At 70.3% G+C, this 18,586-nt stretch carries 14 protein-coding genes; 11 read left to right on the forward strand and 3 right to left on the reverse strand.

Annotated features, from left to right (window positions below; all coding sequences use genetic code 11):
* Positions 1 to 129: 129 nt before the first annotated feature.
* Together ACIO3P_RS24195 and ACIO3P_RS24200 are read right to left on the reverse strand one after the other, a co-directional pair.
* Complete coding sequence (locus ACIO3P_RS24195; RefSeq protein WP_401852154.1) at positions 130 to 1,440, reverse strand: aspartate aminotransferase family protein; 1,311 nt, start codon at positions 1,438 to 1,440, stop codon at positions 130 to 132.
* Complete coding sequence (locus tag ACIO3P_RS24200) at positions 1,437 to 2,798, reverse strand: aminotransferase class III-fold pyridoxal phosphate-dependent enzyme (RefSeq protein ID WP_329825477.1); 1,362 nt, start codon at positions 2,796 to 2,798, stop codon at positions 1,437 to 1,439. The genes ACIO3P_RS24195 and ACIO3P_RS24200 overlap by 4 nt, the downstream gene beginning before the upstream one ends.
* A gap of 317 nt (positions 2,799 to 3,115) precedes the next feature.
* Here ACIO3P_RS24200 and ACIO3P_RS24205 point away from each other — a divergent pair, with 317 nt between their 5' ends.
* The 8 genes from ACIO3P_RS24205 to ACIO3P_RS24240 all read left to right on the forward strand — a co-directional run bounded on the left by ACIO3P_RS24205 (position 3,116) and on the right by ACIO3P_RS24240 (position 13,038).
* Entirely contained in the window at positions 3,116 to 4,471 is a 1,356-nt protein-coding gene (locus ACIO3P_RS24205; RefSeq protein ID WP_329825478.1) for an MFS transporter, read from the forward strand.
* Positions 4,468 to 5,496 (forward strand): hypothetical protein, encoded by a 1,029-nt coding sequence (locus ACIO3P_RS24210; RefSeq protein WP_329825479.1) that lies wholly within the window; start codon positions 4,468 to 4,470, stop codon positions 5,494 to 5,496. The genes ACIO3P_RS24205 and ACIO3P_RS24210 overlap by 4 nt, the downstream gene beginning before the upstream one ends.
* On the forward strand, positions 5,493 to 6,473 hold the full coding sequence (locus tag ACIO3P_RS24215; protein ID WP_401852157.1) for a phosphotriesterase: 981 nt from the start codon (positions 5,493 to 5,495) through the stop codon (positions 6,471 to 6,473). Before ACIO3P_RS24210 ends, ACIO3P_RS24215 begins: the two co-directional genes overlap by 4 nt.
* A gap of 60 nt (positions 6,474 to 6,533) precedes the next feature.
* Positions 6,534 to 7,250 (forward strand): TetR/AcrR family transcriptional regulator, encoded by a 717-nt coding sequence (locus ACIO3P_RS24220; RefSeq protein WP_329825481.1) that lies wholly within the window; start codon positions 6,534 to 6,536, stop codon positions 7,248 to 7,250.
* Positions 7,251 to 7,450: 200 nt separating this feature from the next.
* Positions 7,451 to 8,104: a DUF4360 domain-containing protein gene (locus tag ACIO3P_RS24225; protein WP_329825482.1), complete on the forward strand. Its 654-nt coding sequence runs from the start codon at positions 7,451 to 7,453 to the stop codon at positions 8,102 to 8,104.
* Between the two features lie 835 nt (positions 8,105 to 8,939).
* Positions 8,940 to 10,481: a hypothetical protein gene (locus ACIO3P_RS24230; RefSeq protein WP_401852159.1), complete on the forward strand. Its 1,542-nt coding sequence runs from the start codon at positions 8,940 to 8,942 to the stop codon at positions 10,479 to 10,481.
* 171 nt (positions 10,482 to 10,652) lie between these two features.
* Positions 10,653 to 12,104 carry a PQQ-dependent sugar dehydrogenase gene (locus ACIO3P_RS24235; protein WP_401852161.1) on the forward strand — a complete coding sequence of 484 codons (1,452 nt, stop codon included), beginning with the start codon at positions 10,653 to 10,655 and terminating at the stop codon, positions 12,102 to 12,104.
* A complete protein-coding gene (locus tag ACIO3P_RS24240; RefSeq protein WP_401852164.1) occupies positions 12,094 to 13,038 on the forward strand; it encodes a LamG-like jellyroll fold domain-containing protein in 945 nt (314 codons plus the stop codon). Before ACIO3P_RS24235 ends, ACIO3P_RS24240 begins: the two co-directional genes overlap by 11 nt.
* A 46-nt stretch (positions 13,039 to 13,084) precedes the next feature.
* On the opposite strand, the gene ACIO3P_RS24245 is transcribed toward ACIO3P_RS24240, so the two are convergent.
* Positions 13,085 to 15,094, reverse strand: a complete 2,010-nt coding sequence (locus ACIO3P_RS24245) for a beta-galactosidase (protein ID WP_401852165.1) — start codon at positions 15,092 to 15,094, stop codon at positions 13,085 to 13,087.
* Between ACIO3P_RS24245 and ACIO3P_RS24250 the strand changes: the two genes are divergently transcribed.
* From ACIO3P_RS24250 to ACIO3P_RS24260, 3 genes are all read left to right on the forward strand, one after another.
* Complete coding sequence (locus ACIO3P_RS24250; protein WP_401852167.1) at positions 15,093 to 15,233, forward strand: hypothetical protein; 141 nt, start codon at positions 15,093 to 15,095, stop codon at positions 15,231 to 15,233. The two genes, ACIO3P_RS24245 and ACIO3P_RS24250, sit on opposite strands and share 2 nt — an antisense overlap.
* A 636-nt stretch (positions 15,234 to 15,869) precedes the next feature.
* Entirely contained in the window at positions 15,870 to 17,531 is a 1,662-nt protein-coding gene (locus ACIO3P_RS24255) for an ABC transporter substrate-binding protein (RefSeq protein WP_401852170.1), read from the forward strand.
* Positions 17,532 to 17,596: 65 nt separating this feature from the next.
* The gene (locus ACIO3P_RS24260; RefSeq protein WP_401852564.1) at positions 17,597 to 18,580 is read left to right on the forward strand and encodes an ABC transporter permease; all 984 of its coding nucleotides are present in this window, start codon (positions 17,597 to 17,599) and stop codon (positions 18,578 to 18,580) included.
* The last annotated feature ends 6 nt before the right edge of the window (positions 18,581 to 18,586 follow it).

Genomic DNA, 18,586 nt, shown 5'->3' on the forward strand with positions numbered 1-18,586 from the left:
GATGACCTCCTCTGGGTTTTCCGGCTGGTCGGGTGCATCAGGTGCATCAGGGCATCGGGTGCATCGGGTGCGGGGCCCGGCCGGCCGCGGGATCATGTCGGGGAAAGGCGTTCGGGAAAGGCAGGGGGATCACCGGGACGGAGTGGGGATCTCCATGTCCGCGAGCCGCTGGAAGGCGTGGGTGTAGGCCCGTGCGGCACGGTCGAGGTCGTCGGCGTCCAGGGCGGTGGACAGGTTGATCATTCCTCGCGGGGTGGTGTAGACGCCGTCGAGGAGCAGCACCAGGTGCAGGGCGCTGAGCAGGGGGGTGGTGGCGGCCGCGCGGGCCTGCTCGGCGTCGACCGGCGCGGTCGGCGTGAAGTGCACGTTCAGGATGGATCCGGCGCGGGTCACCGTGGCCGGGATTCCGGCCGCGGCGGAGGCGGCGGTGATGACGTCGGCGAGGCGGCGTGCGGCCAGGTCCAGACGGTCGATCGCGGGGGCGTCGAGATGCCTGAGGGTGACACTGCCGGCGGCCGCGGCGGTGAGGTGGCCGTTGAAGGTACCGGAGTGCGCGAGGTTGCGCTCCGTGGTCGCCGCGGTCAGCCGCAGCAGTTCCTCGCTTCCGCCGATCGCGCCGATCGGCATGCCCCCGCCGATGACCTTGCCCATGACCGTCAGATCCGGGTGCAGACCGAGCCCGGTCTGCACGCCGCCGACGGCATTGCGCAGTGACTGCACCTCGTCCAGGACGAACAGGGCCCCGCGCTCACGGGCGAGCTCGGCGGTGGCCCGCAGGAATTCCGGACGGCCGGGGATCACACCGCCGGCGCCGAGGAAGGGTTCGGTGAACACCGCGGCGATGTCCTCGGTGAGCGCGTCCCGTACGGCGTCGATGTCGTTGTAGGGGACGGTGACGACCTCGGGGCCGTCGGCCAGCAGAGGAGGCGCGCTCCCGTGATAGGCACCGTTGAACAGCAACAGCCGCCCGCGCCCGGTGGCGCGCTGGGCCAGCCGCGCGGCGAGCACCGACGCCTCGGTCCCGGAGTTGGTGAAGCGCACCCGCCGCACCGACGGGATGCGGGTGACGAGCAGTTCCGCGAGTTCCCGTTGCAGCTCGTGCGGGCTGGGGAAGACCGCCCCCGAGGCCAGTACCGCGGCGGCCGCCGCCATGGCCGGTGGATACGCGTTGCCGTGGATGAGCGAGGTGTAGTTGTTGACCAGGTCCAGGTACTCGATGCCGTCGACGTCGAGCAGCCGCGAGCCGTGGCCCTCGGCGAGGATGACGGGGTACGGCGGGAAGTAGGTGACGAACCGGGTCTCGCCTCCGGGCAGCACCGCGGTGGCCCGCTGGTAGGCCGCCGCCGATCCGGGGGTGCGGGCCCGGTACTCGGCGAGCAGGGTCTCCGGCACGGCGGAGTCCCGGGTGGGGCGCGGAGGGTCGGCAGGCAGTGTCGTCATGCGGTGGGGCTCGTCTTCTTGCTCAGTGTGGTCAGGGTGGCGTCGAGGAGTTCGAGCAGCAGATCGGTCTCCTCGGCGGTGACGGTCAGCGGCGGGGCGACGAGGACCGCGTCGTTGATCCCGCCGGTCGCCGGGTAGACGAGCAGTCCGTGGTCGCGGGCGGCGAGCACGACGGCGCGGGTGAGGGATCCGACCGGGTCGCCGGGGCTCCGGGTCGCGCGGTCGCTCACCAGCTCCAGTCCCTGGAGGAGACCGAGGCCGCGTACCTCTCCGATGATCTCGTGCCGCTCGGCCAGCGCTTCCAGCCCCGCGCGCAACTGCTTGCCGCGCGCAGCGGCGTTCGCCACCAGATCCCGGGACTCGATGGCCTCCAGGACGGCCAGGGCCACGGCGCTGCCGAGCGGGTTGCCGCCATGGGTGTGCCCGTTGGTGACCGCGGCGGTCCCGGCGGCGATGGTGTCGATGAAGTGCTCGCCGACCAGCACCGCCGACACGGGCGCGTATCCGGCACCCATTCCCTTGCCGAGGACCACCATGTCGGGGCGTACATCCCAGTGCTGCGCGGCCAGCATGGTGCCGGTGCGGCCCATGCCGGTCATGATCTCGTCGGCGATCAGTGGCAGTCCGCGCTCGCGGCACAGGCCGGCCAGCGCGGGCAGGTAGCCGTCGGGCGGTGTGATGGCGCCGCCGGCCGCGCCGCCGACGGGCTCGACCACCACGCCGGCCGCGGTGGAGCCGTGGGAGTCCAGCACCTGGGCGGCCCGCTCGGTCAGGAGCGCGGTGAACGACGCGTCGTCGCGGCCCTCGGCGAATCGGTAGGAGTAGGGCGGAGTGAGTTCGTTGAATCCATGCAGCAGGGCTTCGGCGACCCAGCGGCGCTGCGGATGGCCGGACAGCGACAGCCCGCCGAGGGTGGCGCCGTGGTAGCTCACCGCATGGGAGAGGAACCGCGACCGCTCCGGCTCGCCCCGCTCCCGCCAGTACTGCAGGGTCAGCCGTAGCGCGGTCTCCACCGCCTCGGACCCGCTGTTGCACAGGAAGACGTACGGGTAGCCCGTCATCTCGCCGAGCCGGTCGGCCAGGCGCTCCGACTGCTCGCTGTGGAAGGACCCGCGGTGCGCGAAGGTGATCTGCTCGGCCTGCTCGCTCATGGCGCGCAGCAGTTCGGGATCGGCGTGGCCGAGGTTCGCGGTCACCGCCCCGGAGCATCCGTCGAGGTAGCGACGCCCGTCGGTGTCATGGACGAACACTCCGCGGCCATGGCTGACGAAGGGGAGTTCCTCACCGAAGGAGAACTTGATCAGTCGACTGCCGTCGGGCTGCATAGCCGTACGGGGTGGCGGGGTGGCAGGACGCATGCTGGACTCCTGGATCGGGCGCGGACCTGGAAGGGAGCGGGCACAGTGCGGGTATCCGTGGCGCATCCCGCCGCATGTCGCGCGGACCTCACTCGGTCGTGTACGTCGGCCAGTATGCATTGTACGTCGGACAAGAGTCGAGAGGGTGTTCGTGCCGGGTTCGGCGACCGGCCGGACAGGGGTTGCGAGACGTTTCGGCAGAGTTACGCCTGTGCCGACCCATTGACCGTTGTACGCAGGACAAGTAAATCTGTCCAACGTACAGCTCCCACTGCGGCTGCCCTGTGCCCGCTACGTCGATGCCTCCCGGAGTCACCATGACGGCAACCTCCCCCTCCCCGGACCGAACCTCCTCCGTGCCCCCGGAGAAAGAAACCGCGCCCTCCGGCTCCCGCCGGGTGCTGGTCTCGGCCTACCTCGGCAGTGTCATGGAGTGGTATGACTTCCTGCTGTACGGCACGGCCTCCGCACTCGTGTTCAACAAACTCTTCTTCCCCGAACTCAGCACGACCGCCGGCACCCTCGCCTCGTTCGGGACCCTGGCCGTCGGCTACGGAGCCCGCCCTCTCGGCGGCATCCTCTTCGGACACTTCGGCGACCGCCTCGGCCGCAAGAGCATGCTGGTGACGAGCATCCTGCTGATGGGCGTGGCCAGCACCCTGATCGGGCTGCTGCCCACGTACAACACCATCGGCATCTGGGCCCCCGCGGCCCTGGTGCTGCTGCGCCTCGTACAGGGATTCGCCGTCGGCGGCGAATGGGGCGGCGCGGTCCTGATGACCGTCGAGCACTCCGGCAAGGGACGGCGCGGGCTGTGGAGCAGCGTGGCGCAGATGGGAGCGCCCACCGGTCTGCTGCTGTCGACCCTGGTCTTCTCGCTGGCCGCCCGGCTGCCCGAGTCCGCCTTCATGTCCTGGGGCTGGCGAGTGCCGTTCCTGATGACCATTTTCCTGGCCACGGTGGGGCTGTGGATACGCCTCGGTGTGTCCGAGACCCCGGCCTTCACGGCCGCGCAGGCCGAGCTGGCGGCCAAACGTGAGCGCGGTGAGCGGACCCGTCCGCCGCTCGTCGAACTGCTGCGCACCCAGCCCAGGCAACTGCTGCTGGCGTCGCTCATCGGGTTCGGCCCGTTCGCCGCCAACTCGGTGCTGATCACCTTTGTGATCTCGTACGCCACCCAGGTCGGGCACAGCCGCTCCACCGCCCTGAACGGCCTCATGGTCGCCTCGGCGGTCTCGCTGGTCTGTCTGCCACTGGCCGCCGCGTTGTCCGACCGGGTGGGCCGCCGCCCGGTCTATCTGGCCGGCGCGGTGCTGCTCGGTCTGAACTCCTTCCTCCTCTTCCCGCTGGTGAACGCGCAGTCCACCGGGCTGTTCCTGCTGGGCTACGGGCTGGCGCTGGGCCTGCACTCCCTGATGTACGGGCCGATGGGCGCCTTCCTGGCCGAACTGTTCGGTACCGGAACGCGCTATACCGGGGCCTCGCTGGGCTACCAGATCGCCTCCGTGGCGGGCGGCGCGCTGGCTCCGATCGCCGCGACCAGCCTGCTGGCGGCGGGAGGCGGAGCGCCGCACGCGGTGTATGTGTCCTGCTTCATGGCGGGCGCCTGCGCCGTGACCGCGGTGGCCGTCCTGCTGACCCGGGAAACCCACCAGAAGGACCTCGGCGCATGAGCGGCGTCGCCCACACCGTTCTCGGCCCTGTCGCGCCCGACCTGCTCGGCCACATCCAGCCGCACGAACACCTGCTCGCCGATCTGAGCCGCTACGCACCGGATGACTGCGTCGACGAGCCACTCACCCCCGCCAACTACTTCGCCACGCGAGTGGACCGCAACAACCGGCGGGACCTGGTGCTGGACGAGGTGGACACCGCCGCCGGCGAACTGGCTCTCTACCGCGAGGCCGGCGGCGGCACCGTGGTCGACGCCACTCCGGTGGGCCTGGGCCGTGACCCGGCCGGGCTGCGCGAGATCGCCCGCCGCTCCGGCGTCCACGTGGTGATGGGCAGCGGCTACTACGTCGCCGCGTTCCACCCGCCCCAGGTGGCCTCCCTCTCACGCGATGCCATCACCCGGCAGATCACCGATGACATCGAGCAGGGCGCCGACGGCACCGGCATCCGCGCCGGTGTCATCGGTGAGATCGGTATGTCATGGCCCGCGCATCCCGACGAGGTGAAAGTGCTCCAGGCGGCAGCCCAGGCGCAGGCGGCCACCGGTGCCGCCCTGCTGATCCACCCCGGACGGCACCCCGAGGCCCCGTTGCGGCACCTGCGGCACGCCGTCGAAGCGGGGGCGGACCCCACGCGCACCATCCTGTGCCATGTGGACCGCACCCTCTTCGAGCCCGACGAGATGCTCGCCCTCGCCGCCACCGGCTGCGTACTCGAATTCGACCTCTTCGGGACCGAGTCCAGCTACTACCCGCCGGATCCCACGGTCGATCTGCCCAACGACGGCATGCGGGTCCGCCGCATCGCCGAACTCGTCGCGGCCGGACACGGTGACCGGATCACCATCGCCGAGGACGTCTGCCGCCGCAGCCAGCTATCCCGCTACGGCGGCGAGGGCTACGCCCACATCCTGCGGCGGGTACTGCCGCTGATGCTGGCGCGCGGCATCGGTCCCGAGGACATCCGGAAGATCACCCGGACCACCCCCGCCCGCCTCCTCACCCTCCCCGGAAGGACCACATGACCAGCACGGTGTCCACCGCCCGCGGCCCGGTTGCCCGCCAGGAACTGGGCACGGTCCTGCCCCACGAGCACCTGTTCATCAACCTGATGCGGGAGCGGCGTGCCGATGGGCTCATCGCCGACGAGACCACCGTCACGGAGGAGCTGAATGTCTTCACCGCCCTGGGCGGCGGCACCGTCGTCGACCTGACCACCGCCGAACTGACCCCCGGCGCCTCCCCGGACGCCGGGGCTTCCCCGCCGCCTCCGCCCGGTGCCAGCCGGGACCCGGCCAATGTCCTCGCCGTGCGGAGGGTCGCCGAAGCCACCGGACTGCACGTGGTACTCGGTACGGGGCACTACCGCGACCCGTTCCTGGACCGGGACTGGTTCGACCGTCACGGAGTCGACGCCATCGCCGAGGAGATCGTCCGCGACCTCACCGAGGGCTTCCCCGGCACCGGGGGAGTCCGTGCCGGGGTCATCGGCGAGGTGGGCTGCGACAAGTGGTACATCTCCGCGGCCGAGGAGCGCTCGATGCGCGCCGCCGCCCGCGCTCAGCGGGTGTCGGGCGCGGCCATTCACACCCACGCGGCCCGCTGGCCGGTCGGCCTGGCACAGTTGGACCTGCTCACCTCCGAGGGAGGCGACCCGACGCGCGTCGCCATCGGCCACTGCGACACGGTGACCGCCCCCGGCTACGCCGAACGGATAGCCCGCCGCGGCGCGTATGTCGGCATCGACACGATCAACACCGACCACCCCGGCGAGGTGCGCCGCCGGGTAGGGATGGTGCTGGACCTGGTGAGGGCCGGCCACATCGACAACATCCTGCTCTCCCACGACGTGTGCCTGGTCTCGCAGCTCCGCGCCCACGGTGGCGGAGGGTACGGGTTCGTCCACACCGGATTCCGCGAACGGTTGCTGGCGGCCGGACTCGACGCGGGGGAGTTCGAACACATCACGACGGTGAACCCGGCCCGCCTGCTGTGCTCCTGACCCGAGCCCGCAGGCTAACGTGTCTCCGTCCGCAGCAACCGTGGAGAGAGGGACCGACCGATGGGCGAGAGCAGCGGCCGTCGCCGCGGCGGGCAGGCGGCCCGCAATCCGCTGTCGCGCGCGGAGGTGATCGACGCGGCCCTGCACTATGTGGACCGGCACGGCCTGGACGCGCTCACCATGCGGGCGCTCGCCACGGAAATGGGCGTCTATCCCACGGCGCTGTACTGGCACACCGGCACCAAGGCACAACTCGTGGCGGCCGTCTCGGCACGGGTGCTGGAGGACATCGTGCTCCCCACCGACCATGGCGTCGCCTGGGACGAGTGGCTGGCCGAGGTCGCCCGGCTGTGCCGCCGGGCGATGCACCGGCACCCCAACCTCGCTCCGATCCTGGGCTCCCAGTTGGTGGTGAGCACCACCGCCGTCCCGTTCGCGGAGCGCGTGGTGGCCGTACTGGAGCGAGCCGGGTTCTCGGGGCAGGACCTGGTCGAGGTGTACAACGCGGTGGTCGGATTCGTACTCGGCTGGGTCACCCTTGAGCTCTCCAGCGTGCCGGCGGATGTGGAGGAGGGCTGGCAGAAGGAGTACGCGGCCCAGTTGCGGGCGGTGAACCCGAATCTCTTCCCGGCCCTGACCCGCAATCTCGGTCTGCTGGAGAACAACTCCTTCCTGATCCGCTGGGACTCGGGCCGGGAGCGGCCCATGGACCGCAGCTTCGAGACCACACTGGAACTGCTGATCCTGGGGTTGCGCGCCAAGCTCGCCGCACCGTGATGAAGTGACAGTTGGGGCGGGAGATCCGTCAACGAGCGGACGGCCCCGCGCGGTCCGCGCCGTCGGTCTCCGAACTCGCCTGGGGCTCCTTCTCCGGACACCTTCACAGATGCTCCACAAGGTGGTGACATGTACGCGTAACGCGGGGGTGCGCCTCCGCCTCCGTCGGCGCAATTCCAGAGATCGACGAGGGAGAAACCGTGTACAGAGCTCTTGTGACGGGTGGTGCCATCGTGGCACTGGCCGCCTCGTCCGTGTCCGCGCAAGCCGCTCACCGGAAGGGGATCGACGTCCCGCCCGACAAGATCGTGATCGAACTCGCGACCGTCAACGGATCCGGATGTCCGGCGGGGACCGCCGCCGTGGCCGTCTCCCCCGACAACACGGCGTTCACCGTGACGTACAGCCAGTACCTCGCCCAGGTGGGCCTCGGTTCCCAGCCCACCGACTTCCGCAAGAACTGTCAGCTCAACTTAATCGTGCACGTCCCCGGCGGCTTCACCTACGCGATCGCCTCGGCCGACTACCGCGGCTTCGCACACCTGGAGAGGGGCGCCACCGGCACGCAGAAGGCGAGCTACTACTTCCAGGGAATGCCGGACACGGTGTCCAAGAGTCACGCGTTCTCCGGCCCGAAGGAGGACAACTGGCAGGCGTCCGACGTCACGGATGTCGCACAACTCGTCTACGCCCCCTGCGGTGAACGGCGCAACTTCAACATCAACACCGAACTGCGCGTCGCCGCGGGGACATCGGACCCCACCAAAACCACCAGCTTCATGACGATGGACTCGACGGACGCCAACGTCAGCACCGTCTACCACCTCGCCTGGAAGGAGTGCCCGGCCCGCTGACCCCGAGCCGGGAAACGCCCGACGCCCCGGGCTGACGGCCGACCACCCACCAGCCCGGAGGCCCGTCGAGGCGGCGCCGACCGATCAGTCCCTCCCGCGGCCGGGGAGGGGCTGGTACTGCCCGTGCTCGCAAGGGCTCATGCCTTTTCTCATGCCGTTTCGCGCGGTGGCCACTCGCTACGACAAGCGCGGCCACGTCTTCCCCGGCACAGCCACCGCCGCGACCTGCCGCCCTCCGGGCCTGTGCGGTCGCGCCCGCGTCGCGGAGCGCTCTCCGTGTCTGGAAGCCTGCCGCGGCACGGAGACGCACGGGACCGCTCCCGGCTCGTACGCCGGCGGAAAAGTGAGCGCTCTGCCACCTTGACGGTGGAATCAGCCACTCTAACGGAGTAATGCCCGACAGATCACGGGATAGTACATTAGAGATGGCAACGACGAAGACAAGTGACTGAGCCTCAGATTCCTGTGTCCGAGCGCCCAACGCGGTTTGCCCAGCAGCGGTAGCGGAATCGCGAAGAGGGGCCGACACGGCCGCTTCTCTTTCCCACCCCAAGGACATGACCGGCTGCGGGAACACGTAGCCGGATGACGATCGACGTCATGTCAGCCACGGCCCGGCGAGCGCTCCGCCGGACGGTCTTCTTCCGCTCCCCGGTCGCGGGGCCTGCTTCAGGTCCGCCGGTATCCCTCAACGCGCCTGCCCGCTCTCGACTTTCATCCGTCGCGGCCGACGAGCCGGCGCACCACCCTCTCGTGCCCCACCGCGCCACCGCGCCACAGCGGCACGGGGCACACCGTCACTGCCACCACCCCACCTCGCACAAGGAGTTGACCCATGAGTGGATGCGGTTGCGGGCAGTCCCCCATCGCCATCGGCGACTGTCAGCCCTCCAAGCCGGCCTGTCCTCCCGTCGCCTGTCCTCCCGTCGCCTGTCCTCCCGCCGCCTGTCCCGGCTCCACGCCGTGCGAGCACTGCGAGACGACCCCCCTGCGCGACTCCGCGCCGTACCGGGTCGCGGCGACCGTGAGCAGCACCGATCCGGCGCCGTACTACACCATCGCCAACACCCATGCCGCACTGGACCCCGTCGTCGCCCAGACCATCCTGAACAGTGGCACGGGCACGTTCCCGGCCGACGACGGGACGCACAACGGCCAGCACACCTGGCTCGCCGGCGTCGTGCACATCGACCCCACGTCACTGCGCGGCAACCCCACCAGCGTCACGGTCAGCGCCTCGGTCCATGTCCACAACGACGGCAGGAACACGGCCTGCCAGCTCTACGGCCGCTTCGCCCTGTGGAACGGCACGACCCCGGTCCGTACCGATCTCCTGGGCCCACCCGACCTGCCGGCGGGTGGTGACGACAACGGCGTCATCCTACCGACCACCGTGTCCCTCGCGGACGTCCTCGCGGGAAAGATCGTCGTCGAACTCAACCTGGAAACAGGCAACGACGACGCCTGCCGGGTCGGCCCCAAGCAGTGGACCGTCGACAGTTTCGTCCTCACCGTCCAGGCGTCCGCCCCGGGTTGCGGCAGACCGTTCCTCCGTACGACCTGTCGTAACTGCGACGGCGCGGTCACCTGCACGACCGACACCCTCGACGGCTCCTCGACTCCCTACGCCGCGGTCCCGCCGGTCGTCCCGGTCGCCTCCTGCCAGGACGGATGCGCCACCGCCCGCCCTCCGTGCCTCTCCACCGACCGGGGCAACGCCATCACCCGGGGCAGCGACGGGTGTCTGTACGCGCCCGACACGCCTGCTCTGGACCCGTCCCCGTGCAATGCCGCACGGAACACGACCGGTGGGCTGCTCGTGCCGCGGATCGGCCTGACGGGTATCGCTCCTGGCGGCAACATCGGCAGCGAACGGTCGGTGGACATCGACGTCACCGGGACGTCCGGCTGCCCCGAGAAGTGGGAGATCGGCGCCCGCCTCACGCCGGTGAGCGGGTTCCTCAACACCGAGAGGCAGCACGCCAACCTCCTGGCGCAGACCGGTACCGACGTGCCGATCCCCGAGTCCGACATCGTGCTCCCGGAACCCGGTGTCTACCACATCGACAGCGATGTACGGTACGCGCTCGGCTCCGCCACCGGCGGCAGCGGCTACATCATCGGCTGGCTCAGGGACGAGACCACGGACACCCTCCTGACGAGCTTCACCCAGATCGCGGCGATCAACGCGGCGAGGCAGGAGCAGCAAGGCGGAACCACACACATCATGACCGAGTACGCGGTCGCCTCCGGCCCCCGGACGGTCCGCCTGCACCTGATGTTCGTCCTCACCGGCGGCAAGATCTCCGACGCCGAGGCCGGCGGCACCGACAGCAACGGCGCAACCCGGATGCGCTTCCTCAAGGTCAGGGATTAGGACCTCGCTTCGCTCGCGGAAGGAGCCGATGGCTGGAATTGGCGTGTACATCACATCCGTGGTGTCGCACCCCTTGTCTCACCCCTGCCCCGCTTTGTAGCTTGGCGCAGGCGCTGCTGGAAGCGCTTTCTACGCATTCTCTGCGCACGGCGAACCGATGAGGTGAGCGGAATGCCCAGGTCAGGCCGGAGCCGGTTGGTGATCTCCACGGGTGTGCTGCTGATGGCGCTTCTCGCGCCACCGGCCCTCGCACAGGACGGCGCCCCGATCGACGACCCCTTGCCGGACCCCGTGGTCTCCCAACACGGTCTGGTGCTCAAGGAGTTCGCGGCCCTGCCGAAGTCGGAGCCGGTACCGCCTCCCACGGATGCCCGGCTGCAGCGCTGGGCCCGTATCAACTACCTCGGTGAAGTCCCGGACCGCTCGGGTCGGTTGTACGTCCCCGACCTCAACGGCAAGCTCTATCTGCTGGACCGCGCGGGCGCCTCGCGCGAATACCTCGACGTAGGGGCGGCCGCGGGCCCCGACTTCTGGTCGCACCGGGGGCTGGGCAGCGGGTTCGGCTTCGTGGCCTTCCATCCGGGCTTCGCGCGCAACGGCGTCTTCTACACCGTCCACACCGAGGCACGCGACGCGCTGACCACCAAGCCGGTCGATCTGCCGGCGCCCGCCACCACGCGCGTCCACTCCGTGATCACCGAGTGGACCGCAGACGATCCCGCGTCCGGCACCTTCAGCGGGACCCGGCGTGAGGTGATGCGTCTCGGATTCCAGGACGTCTTCCACAACATCCAGGAGATCGGCTTCGACCCGAACGCCCGCCCCGGGCAGCAGGAGTTCGGCCTTCTCCATGTCGCCGTGGGTGACGGCGGGGCGGGCGCGGGCGGCACCGTTCCCCAGGACCTGACCGCGCCGCAGGGCAAGATGCTCAGGATCGACCCCCGCGGCCACGACGGACCGGGCGGGAAGTACGGGATCCCGGCCTCGAACCCGTTCGTCGGGCAGCCCGGCCGGCTCGGCGAGATCTACGCGTACGGACTGCGCGACCCCCACCGCTTCAGTTGGGACACCGGCGGGCGCCACCAGATGTTCGTCGGGCACATCGGCGAGCACCGGATCGAGTCCGTCTACGAGGTCAGGGCGGGCGACAACTTCGGCTGGAGCGAACGCGAGGGCCCCTTCGCCTACCGCAAGGCCGACAACCCCACCTGCGGGGTCTTCCCGCTCCCGGCCGACGACGCCGGGAACGGCTACACCTACCCGGTGGCGGCCTTCGACCACAACCCGCCGGCGGGCCGCCCCTGCGCCGACAGCGGGAACGCGCTCATCGGCGGATTCGTCTACCGCGGACGGCTGATTCCCGAGCTGTACGGCAAGTACGTCTACTCCGAGGGCGTGAGCGGGCGCGTCTTCTACTCCGAGGTGCGCGAGATGCGCCGCGGTGGACCGCTCGCACGCGTCCACCAGCTCCAGGTCTTCGACGCCCAGGGCGCGGTGACCTCGATGCGGTCGCTGGCGGGCGACGAACGGGTCGACCTCCGCCTCGGTACGGACCGTGCGGGTGAGTTGTACGTCCTCTCGAAGGCCAACGGCAGGATCTGGAAGGTGTCCGGTGCGCGGTAACGGCGTTCTGAGAGCCACGGGGGTGCTGGTGCTGGCCGCCGCGCTGCTGGGCGCCACGCTCGCCCCTGCCGAGCGGGCGGCCGCCGCCTCCGCTCCCGTACCGGCGAGCCTGCGGCCGAACCTCGTCGCGTACTACGACTTCGCCCATCCCGTACGCGGGAATCCGGCCTGGGAGCGCGACCGCGGCCGGTCCGGAACCGACCTCCGGCTCGTCAACGGCGGTACCCGGATGCGGGTATGGGACCGCGCCCGCGGCCCCGTCCTGCGGACCGGGCAGATCGCGCCCACCACCGTCGGCAACGACGACTGGAAGGCCGGGGTCTACGCCCAGGACGGCGTGCACTCCCTGCGCGCGTTCAACGGCGTACGCGAGACCACCGTCATGGGCTGGTTCAAGATGACCGGCGAGAACCCGGGCCTCAACTCGAACTCCGCCGACCCCGGCGACCGTTACGGCGCGATCGGACTGGCCGGCGTCCTCTCCGGCACCTCCCAGGGGCACGATGTGCGCGCCCTCCTCGAACTCATCACGGTGGGCGGCGAGATGAAGGTGGTCGCGCTCGGCCGCCGTCTCGACGGCGGGAGTTCGGCGACCTTCGCCGCCGACGCCGACTGGACGACGCTGCTGCCCCGGGGGACCTGGGTGTTCCTCGCGGCCACCTTCGACTACGACGACGGCACCATGGCGCTCTACCGCAACGGCCGCCCGGTGCCCGGCTCCTACACCGCCACCGGCGACCCCTGGTCCGTGCAGGGCGAACCGGAGCCCGACGCCGCGTCACCGACCGACCCCCGGGGCATCAAGATCGGCGGCAGCTATCCGCAGAACACCAGGGAGGGCAACTCCTGCGACTGCCGGATGGACGACCTGATGTTCCTCGACCGGGCCCTGACCCCGGACGAGATCCTGGCCCAGTACCGGCGGAGCGGGTGAGGAGAGCGGGGAGGGCGGTCGGGTGCGGGCAGGCGGGTCGGCGAGGTCACCGGGGGCTCTCGGCCACGACGGCGACCTCGCCCGCCGGGACGGTGACCGCCCCCGGTGAACGGGTGCCCGAGAGGACATCGACCCCGGTCGCGGCCACCTGTGCGGGATGCGCGGTGTGGTTCACGGCGAAGAGCCAGCTCATGCCGTCGGGGGTGGTGCGGCGGGTGACCTCCACTCCGCGGCCGGCCCCCTGGACCGGAGCGGCGCAGCCCGCCTCCGCGGCCCACCGGGGAAGGAGCCGCAGGAGGGAGTCGGAGTCCGGACGGGTGGCCAGGTAGCGGGTGGTGCCGTGCCGCAGGACGGCCGGGCCGCCGCGCGCGGGTCCGTCGGCGAACCGGCTCTCCACCTCGGTGTCAGGATCGGGCAGGACCCGCTCGGCCCACAGGCGGCCGGTCGTGCCGTCGTCCAGACCCACCGACGCGCCGGCGGCGAGCGGAAGGTACTCGTCGACCCGCAGTCCGAGCAGGTCACGCAGCACACCGGGGTACGGTCCCGGGTGGACGCGGTCATGCGGGTCGACCACTCCGCTGAACGGGCCGACGACCAGGTGGCCGCCGCGTGCCGCGTACTCCTCCAGCGCCCTGGCCGTGTCGGTGGACAGGGCGTAGAGCGAGGGCACCAGCAGGAGGCGGTGTTCTCCGGGGGCGGGTACCACGTCGCAGGACAGCCCGAGGTTCCACAGGGCGCGATGCCAGTCGTGGACGACATCGGAGCAGGTCAGGTCGCCGCTGGGCCGGTGGGGCAGTTGCAGGGCCCACATGGCCTCGTAGTCCAGCAGGATGGCTGTGTCGGCGGGCGGGCAGGTGCTGCCCGCGAGGTCGGCGAGGCGGGCCACGGTAGCGCCGAGGGCCTTGGCCTCCCGCCAGATCCTGGTGTCCTCCCCACCGTGCGGAACCATGGCCGAGTGCCATTTCTCCGGGCCGTAGGCGGACTGGCGCCACTGGAAGAACAGGGCGCCGTCCGCGCCGCGGGCGAGGTGGGTCAGCGTGTTGCGGGTCATCTCCCCAGGAGTCTTGGCGACGTTACGAGGCTGCCACTGCACCGCGGAGGTGGAGTGCTCCATGAGGATCCAGGGCTGCCCGTCCGCGAGACCACGGGTGAGATCGGCGGCGAAGGCCAGATCGGCGGCGCGGTCGGGGTCCTCGGCCATGAGGTAGTGGTCGGTCGAGACGATGTCGACCTCACGCGCCCAGCGCCAGTAGTCGCTCCAGCGGAGCGCGCCGGTCATGAAGTTGGTGGTGACGGGGCGGCCGGGGGAGTGGGCGCGTACGATGTCCCGCTCCGCGCGGAAACAGGCCAGATGCTCGGAGTCGCCGAAGCGGTAGAAGTCCAGCCACAGCCCCGGCGGAAGGCTGCTGGTACTGGTGCGCGGCGGGATGACCTGCCCCCAGTCGCTGTAGCGCATCCCCCAAAGGGCCGTGCCCCAACGGTCGTTGAGGGCGTCCAGATCGTCTCCGTACGTGGTGCGCAGCCAGTCGCGGAACGCGTCGGCCGAGGTGGCGCACCAGCAGTGGGCGTTGCCGCCCGCGTACTCGTTGTTGATGTGCCACATCACCACGGCCGGGTGATCCCCGTAGCGTTCGGCGAGCCGCCGGGTGACCAGCGCCGCGCGTTCCCGGTAGACGGGTGACGACGCGCAGTACGCCTGACGGGAGCCGGGCGCGAGCGTACGCCCGTCGGCCGTCACCGGCAGCGACCCGGGGTACGCGTGGGAGAGCCAGAGCGGGGGCGCGGCGGTCGGTGTGGCCAGGTCGACGGCGATGCCCGACGTGTGCAGAAGGTCGATGACCTCGTCGAGGCCGGAGAAGTCGAAGGCGTCCGGCGTGGGTTCGATCCAGGACCAGGCGAAGACCCCGAGGGTCACCAGGTTGACCTCGGCCTCGCGCATCAGACGGACATCGTCCTTCCAGGTCGCCCTGGACCACTGCTCGGGGTTGTAGTCGGCGCCGTAGGCGGGGCGTGGGACGCGGCCCCAGGCGAGGCGCGGGCGGTCGGATCGCGGCATGGCGGAGCTCCTGAGTCCTGAGCTGCGAGGTGCGGGGGCGGGGAAGTACGAGGTCGGGAAGTACGGGGTCGATGCGTACGAGGTCGAGACGTACGAGGTCTGGAAGTACGGGGTCGGTCGGGGCAGTTGTCGGCGCTGATGCGGCGAGCGGGATGCGGCGAGCCGGATGCGGAAGTGGGAGTGGGGAGTGGGAGCGGGCTGAGGGGCGTGGGAGCCGACGGGGCGCGCGTCGGCGAACCCGGGGCGCGCCGGGCGGGGCGCGGAGCTGTCGCGGCCGGGGGTGCGATCGGGAGGGCGCGGGGACATCCCACGGGGCGGCGGTCGATGGTGTCCACGGCGAGCGCGCTCAACTTAGGCGGGGCGCGTGGGGGTGTCAATGCGTGTGCGTGTGCCGGCGACGGCACTCCGGAACGCTCGCACGGCCGCCGCCGACCTGAACTCCACGGGACTCCACGGACGCGAACGGGTATACGACCCGGCATCGGCCGTCACCCGCGAACTCCCCCCACCCGAGGGAGGTTTCCCGGGGCGTTCCCCACCTCCGGCCCAGGTGGGACGCACAAGTCCCGCGTGCGGGACTGCTGTTGATCTCACCGCTGACGAGGCTGGCCGAAAAATACCTTCCCGTCACACTCTTGACGCACCCTCGCAACCTCCGTACGTTCCCTGGTCATACGTAGAAGCGGAGACGCGGGAGTCTCCGGCGCTCCAGGTCATACGTATGCGCACTTCTTCCGTGCCCCGACCAGCCCTTACGAGGAGCCAGGAGTCAGCCATGACCACGAGAAGAACCTTTCTGGCGCGCGGCGCCGCAGCGGCCCTCGCGATCCCCCTCGGAGCGAGTGCCTGTACGGCCGGTACCGGCGGAGCCGGCGCGGGAGGAACGGGCACACCGGCGCTCGTGTTCGGCAAGACCGACGGGGGGACCACCTTCGTCCGCAACTACAACATGTTCGGACCCGCCACCCAGCGGTCCCCCAACAACGAGATGATCTACGAGCCGCTGGTGCGGATCGACTACAGCGACGGCGCGAAGATCAAGCCGTGGCTGGCCAGGAGCCTGGAGTTCGACGCGTCCGGCACCACCCTCACCGTGAAGCTCCGCGACGATGTGACGTTCTCGGACGGCAAGCCCATGACCGCCGAGGACGTGGTCTTCTCGCTGGGCATTCCGCTGAAGGACCCCGCCTTCAACACCGGCGGCACCACCTACGACCGCGTCGCCAAGAAGGACGCCACCACCGTCACCCTGCACTGGCAGCGTCCCGCCTTCAGCGAGCTGGGACAGCTCGCCTCCCCCCAACTGCCGGTCGTGCCGCGGCACATCTGGGAGGGCAAGGACCTCAAGAGCTGGACCAATCCGGACCCGGTGGGCACCGGACCCTTCGTCCTGGAGCGGTTCGCGGCCCAGCAGGTCACGCTCGGCGCCCGCACCGACTACTGGGGCGGCACCTTCACACTGAAGCAGCTCAAGATCATCCCGACCAGCGGCGACTCCGTACGGGCCCAACTGCTCCGCGGGGACGTGGACTGGGCGCTCGTGGCCTGGAACGGGGCCGAGCAGGAGTACGTAGGGAAGAACCCCCGGCACCACCTCTACCAGAAGTACGCCACGGGCGGCGCCTACTCACTCTTCTTCAACACCGCCCAGGCCCCCTTCGACAACGTCCATCTGCGGCGGGCGCTCGCGATGACCATTCCGCGCAAGGACATCGTCACCACGCTCCAGCGTCCCGGTACGGAGGCGGGTCCCACGGGACTGGTCGACGAGATCTACGCCGACGAGATCCTTCCCGCGTACCGGCACAAGGTGCAGCAGGTGGACGCCGCCGCTGCGGCGAAGGAGCTGGCGCTCGGCGGCTTCCAGGTCAAGGGCGGCAAGCTGGTCAAGGACGGCACCTCGTACACCCCGAAGCTCTCGTTCAACCAGGACTTCGGCTGGGACCCCTACGCCAACATCATGATCCGCAGTTGGCGCAAACACCTCGGGGTCGAGGTGAAACCGGTGGGCGCCCCTGGCGCCAATCTCTTCGAGCAGCAGCAGATCGGTGACTTCGACCTCACCATCAGCACCACCGGCGGCGCCGGGGTCGCCGGCGTCTACAGCGCGCTCAGCAGCCGGGCCTACCGCCCGCTGGGCGAGAAGGCCGCCACCAACATGGGGCGTTGGAAGGACGAGGCCACGGATGCCGCGATCGGCACACTGCTGGGAACGCAGGACCCCGCGGTGACCAGGAGCGCCGGGCACGAGCTGCAGAAGATCGTCGCCGAGCAGGTGCCGTACAGCCCCATCTACAACAGCTACTGGTTCATCGCCGTCAACGCGGGCCAGTGGACCGGCTGGCCCACCCCCGAGGACTTCGACCGGGTGCCGTTCCCGGGCCTGGGACCCGACACCACGCTCACCCTCCTCAACCTGAAGCGGACCGCCGAGTGACCGCGGCGACCGCCCCCGCCGTACCCGCCGCGCGCCCGGCGAGGGCGCCCCGGCGGTGGGGGTTCCTGGCGGGCCGGCTCGGCTTCTATCTGGCCGCCGCCTGGTCGGCCATCACCTTGAACTTCTTTCTGCCGCGGCTGATGCCGGGCGACCCGTCCGCCGCGATCGTCGACAAGCTCCAGCGGGTCAGCGGCCAGCAACTGTCCCCGAGCGCCCTGGAGTCGATCCAGAAGGTCTTCGGTGAACCGGACGCCAACCTCGGCCGCCAGTACCTCGACTACCTGGGCCAGTTGGCCCACTTCGACCTCGGTGTCTCGGTCAGCAACTTCCCCACGCCCGTGAGCGAGCTGGTGTGGCAGGGCCTGCCCTGGACGCTGCTGCTGGTCGGCACGACCACCGTGATCGCGTTCGTCCTCGGCACCAGCATCGGCGCGGTGGCGGGCTGGAAGGCGGGAGGCCGCTTCGACACCGTGGTCACCCCGCTCACCACCTTCGTCTCGGCCGTCCCGTACTTCTGGATGGCGCTGCTGGGGCTGTGGCTCTTCGCCTTCCTGCTGGGCTGGTTCCCGCTGTCCGGCGGATACGACGCCGACCTCCCGATCGGCTTCTCCCCGGCCTTCCTCCTCAGTGTGCTGCACTACGGGGCGCTTCCCGCCGTCACCATCGTCTTCTCCGCCTTCGGCGGCTGGCTGCTCGGCATGCGCAACATGACCGTGACCACCGTGCGTGAGGACTACGTCCTGCTCGCCCAGGCCAAGGGCCTGTCCCACAGCAGGGTGATGCTCCGCTACGCGGCCCGCAACGCCGTCCTGCCGAACTTCACGGGCTTCGCCCTCGCCCTCGGACATGTCGTCGGCGGCGCCCTGCTCACCGAAGTCGTCTTCAACTACCCGGGCGTCGGCTACCTCCTCTACACCTCGCTCCAGCAGCGCGACTACCCGGTGATGCAAGGGGTCTTCTTCCTCATCATGCTGACCGTCCTGCTGGCCAACCTGCTGGCCGACTCGGTGTACGCCCTGCTCGACCCGCGCATCAGAGAAGGAGGGTGACGGGCG

The sequence above is a fragment of the Streptomyces sp. NPDC087310 genome (assembly GCF_044744405.1).
GTDB lineage: Bacteria > Actinomycetota > Actinomycetes > Streptomycetales > Streptomycetaceae > Streptomyces.

Bases quoted from the DNA above. Each gene is read 5' to 3' on its own strand.
- ACIO3P_RS24195 (WP_401852154.1), bottom strand. From the start codon at position 1,440: ATGACGACACTGCCTGCCGACCCTCCGCGCCCCACCCGGGACTCCGCC.
- ACIO3P_RS24200 (WP_329825477.1), bottom strand. From the start codon at position 2,798: ATGCGTCCTGCCACCCCGCCACCCCGTACGGCTATGCAGCCCGACGGC.
- ACIO3P_RS24205 (WP_329825478.1), top strand. From the start codon at position 3,116: ATGACGGCAACCTCCCCCTCCCCGGACCGAACCTCCTCCGTGCCCCCG.
- ACIO3P_RS24210 (WP_329825479.1), top strand. From the start codon at position 4,468: ATGAGCGGCGTCGCCCACACCGTTCTCGGCCCTGTCGCGCCCGACCTG.
- ACIO3P_RS24215 (WP_401852157.1), top strand. From the start codon at position 5,493: ATGACCAGCACGGTGTCCACCGCCCGCGGCCCGGTTGCCCGCCAGGAA.
- ACIO3P_RS24220 (WP_329825481.1), top strand. From the start codon at position 6,534: ATGGGCGAGAGCAGCGGCCGTCGCCGCGGCGGGCAGGCGGCCCGCAAT.
- ACIO3P_RS24230 (WP_401852159.1), top strand. From the start codon at position 8,940: ATGAGTGGATGCGGTTGCGGGCAGTCCCCCATCGCCATCGGCGACTGT.
- ACIO3P_RS24235 (WP_401852161.1), top strand. From the start codon at position 10,653: ATGCCCAGGTCAGGCCGGAGCCGGTTGGTGATCTCCACGGGTGTGCTG.
- ACIO3P_RS24250 (WP_401852167.1), top strand. From the start codon at position 15,093: ATGGCGGAGCTCCTGAGTCCTGAGCTGCGAGGTGCGGGGGCGGGGAAG.
- ACIO3P_RS24245 (WP_401852165.1), bottom strand. From the start codon at position 15,094: ATGCCGCGATCCGACCGCCCGCGCCTCGCCTGGGGCCGCGTCCCACGC.
- ACIO3P_RS24255 (WP_401852170.1), top strand. From the start codon at position 15,870: ATGACCACGAGAAGAACCTTTCTGGCGCGCGGCGCCGCAGCGGCCCTC.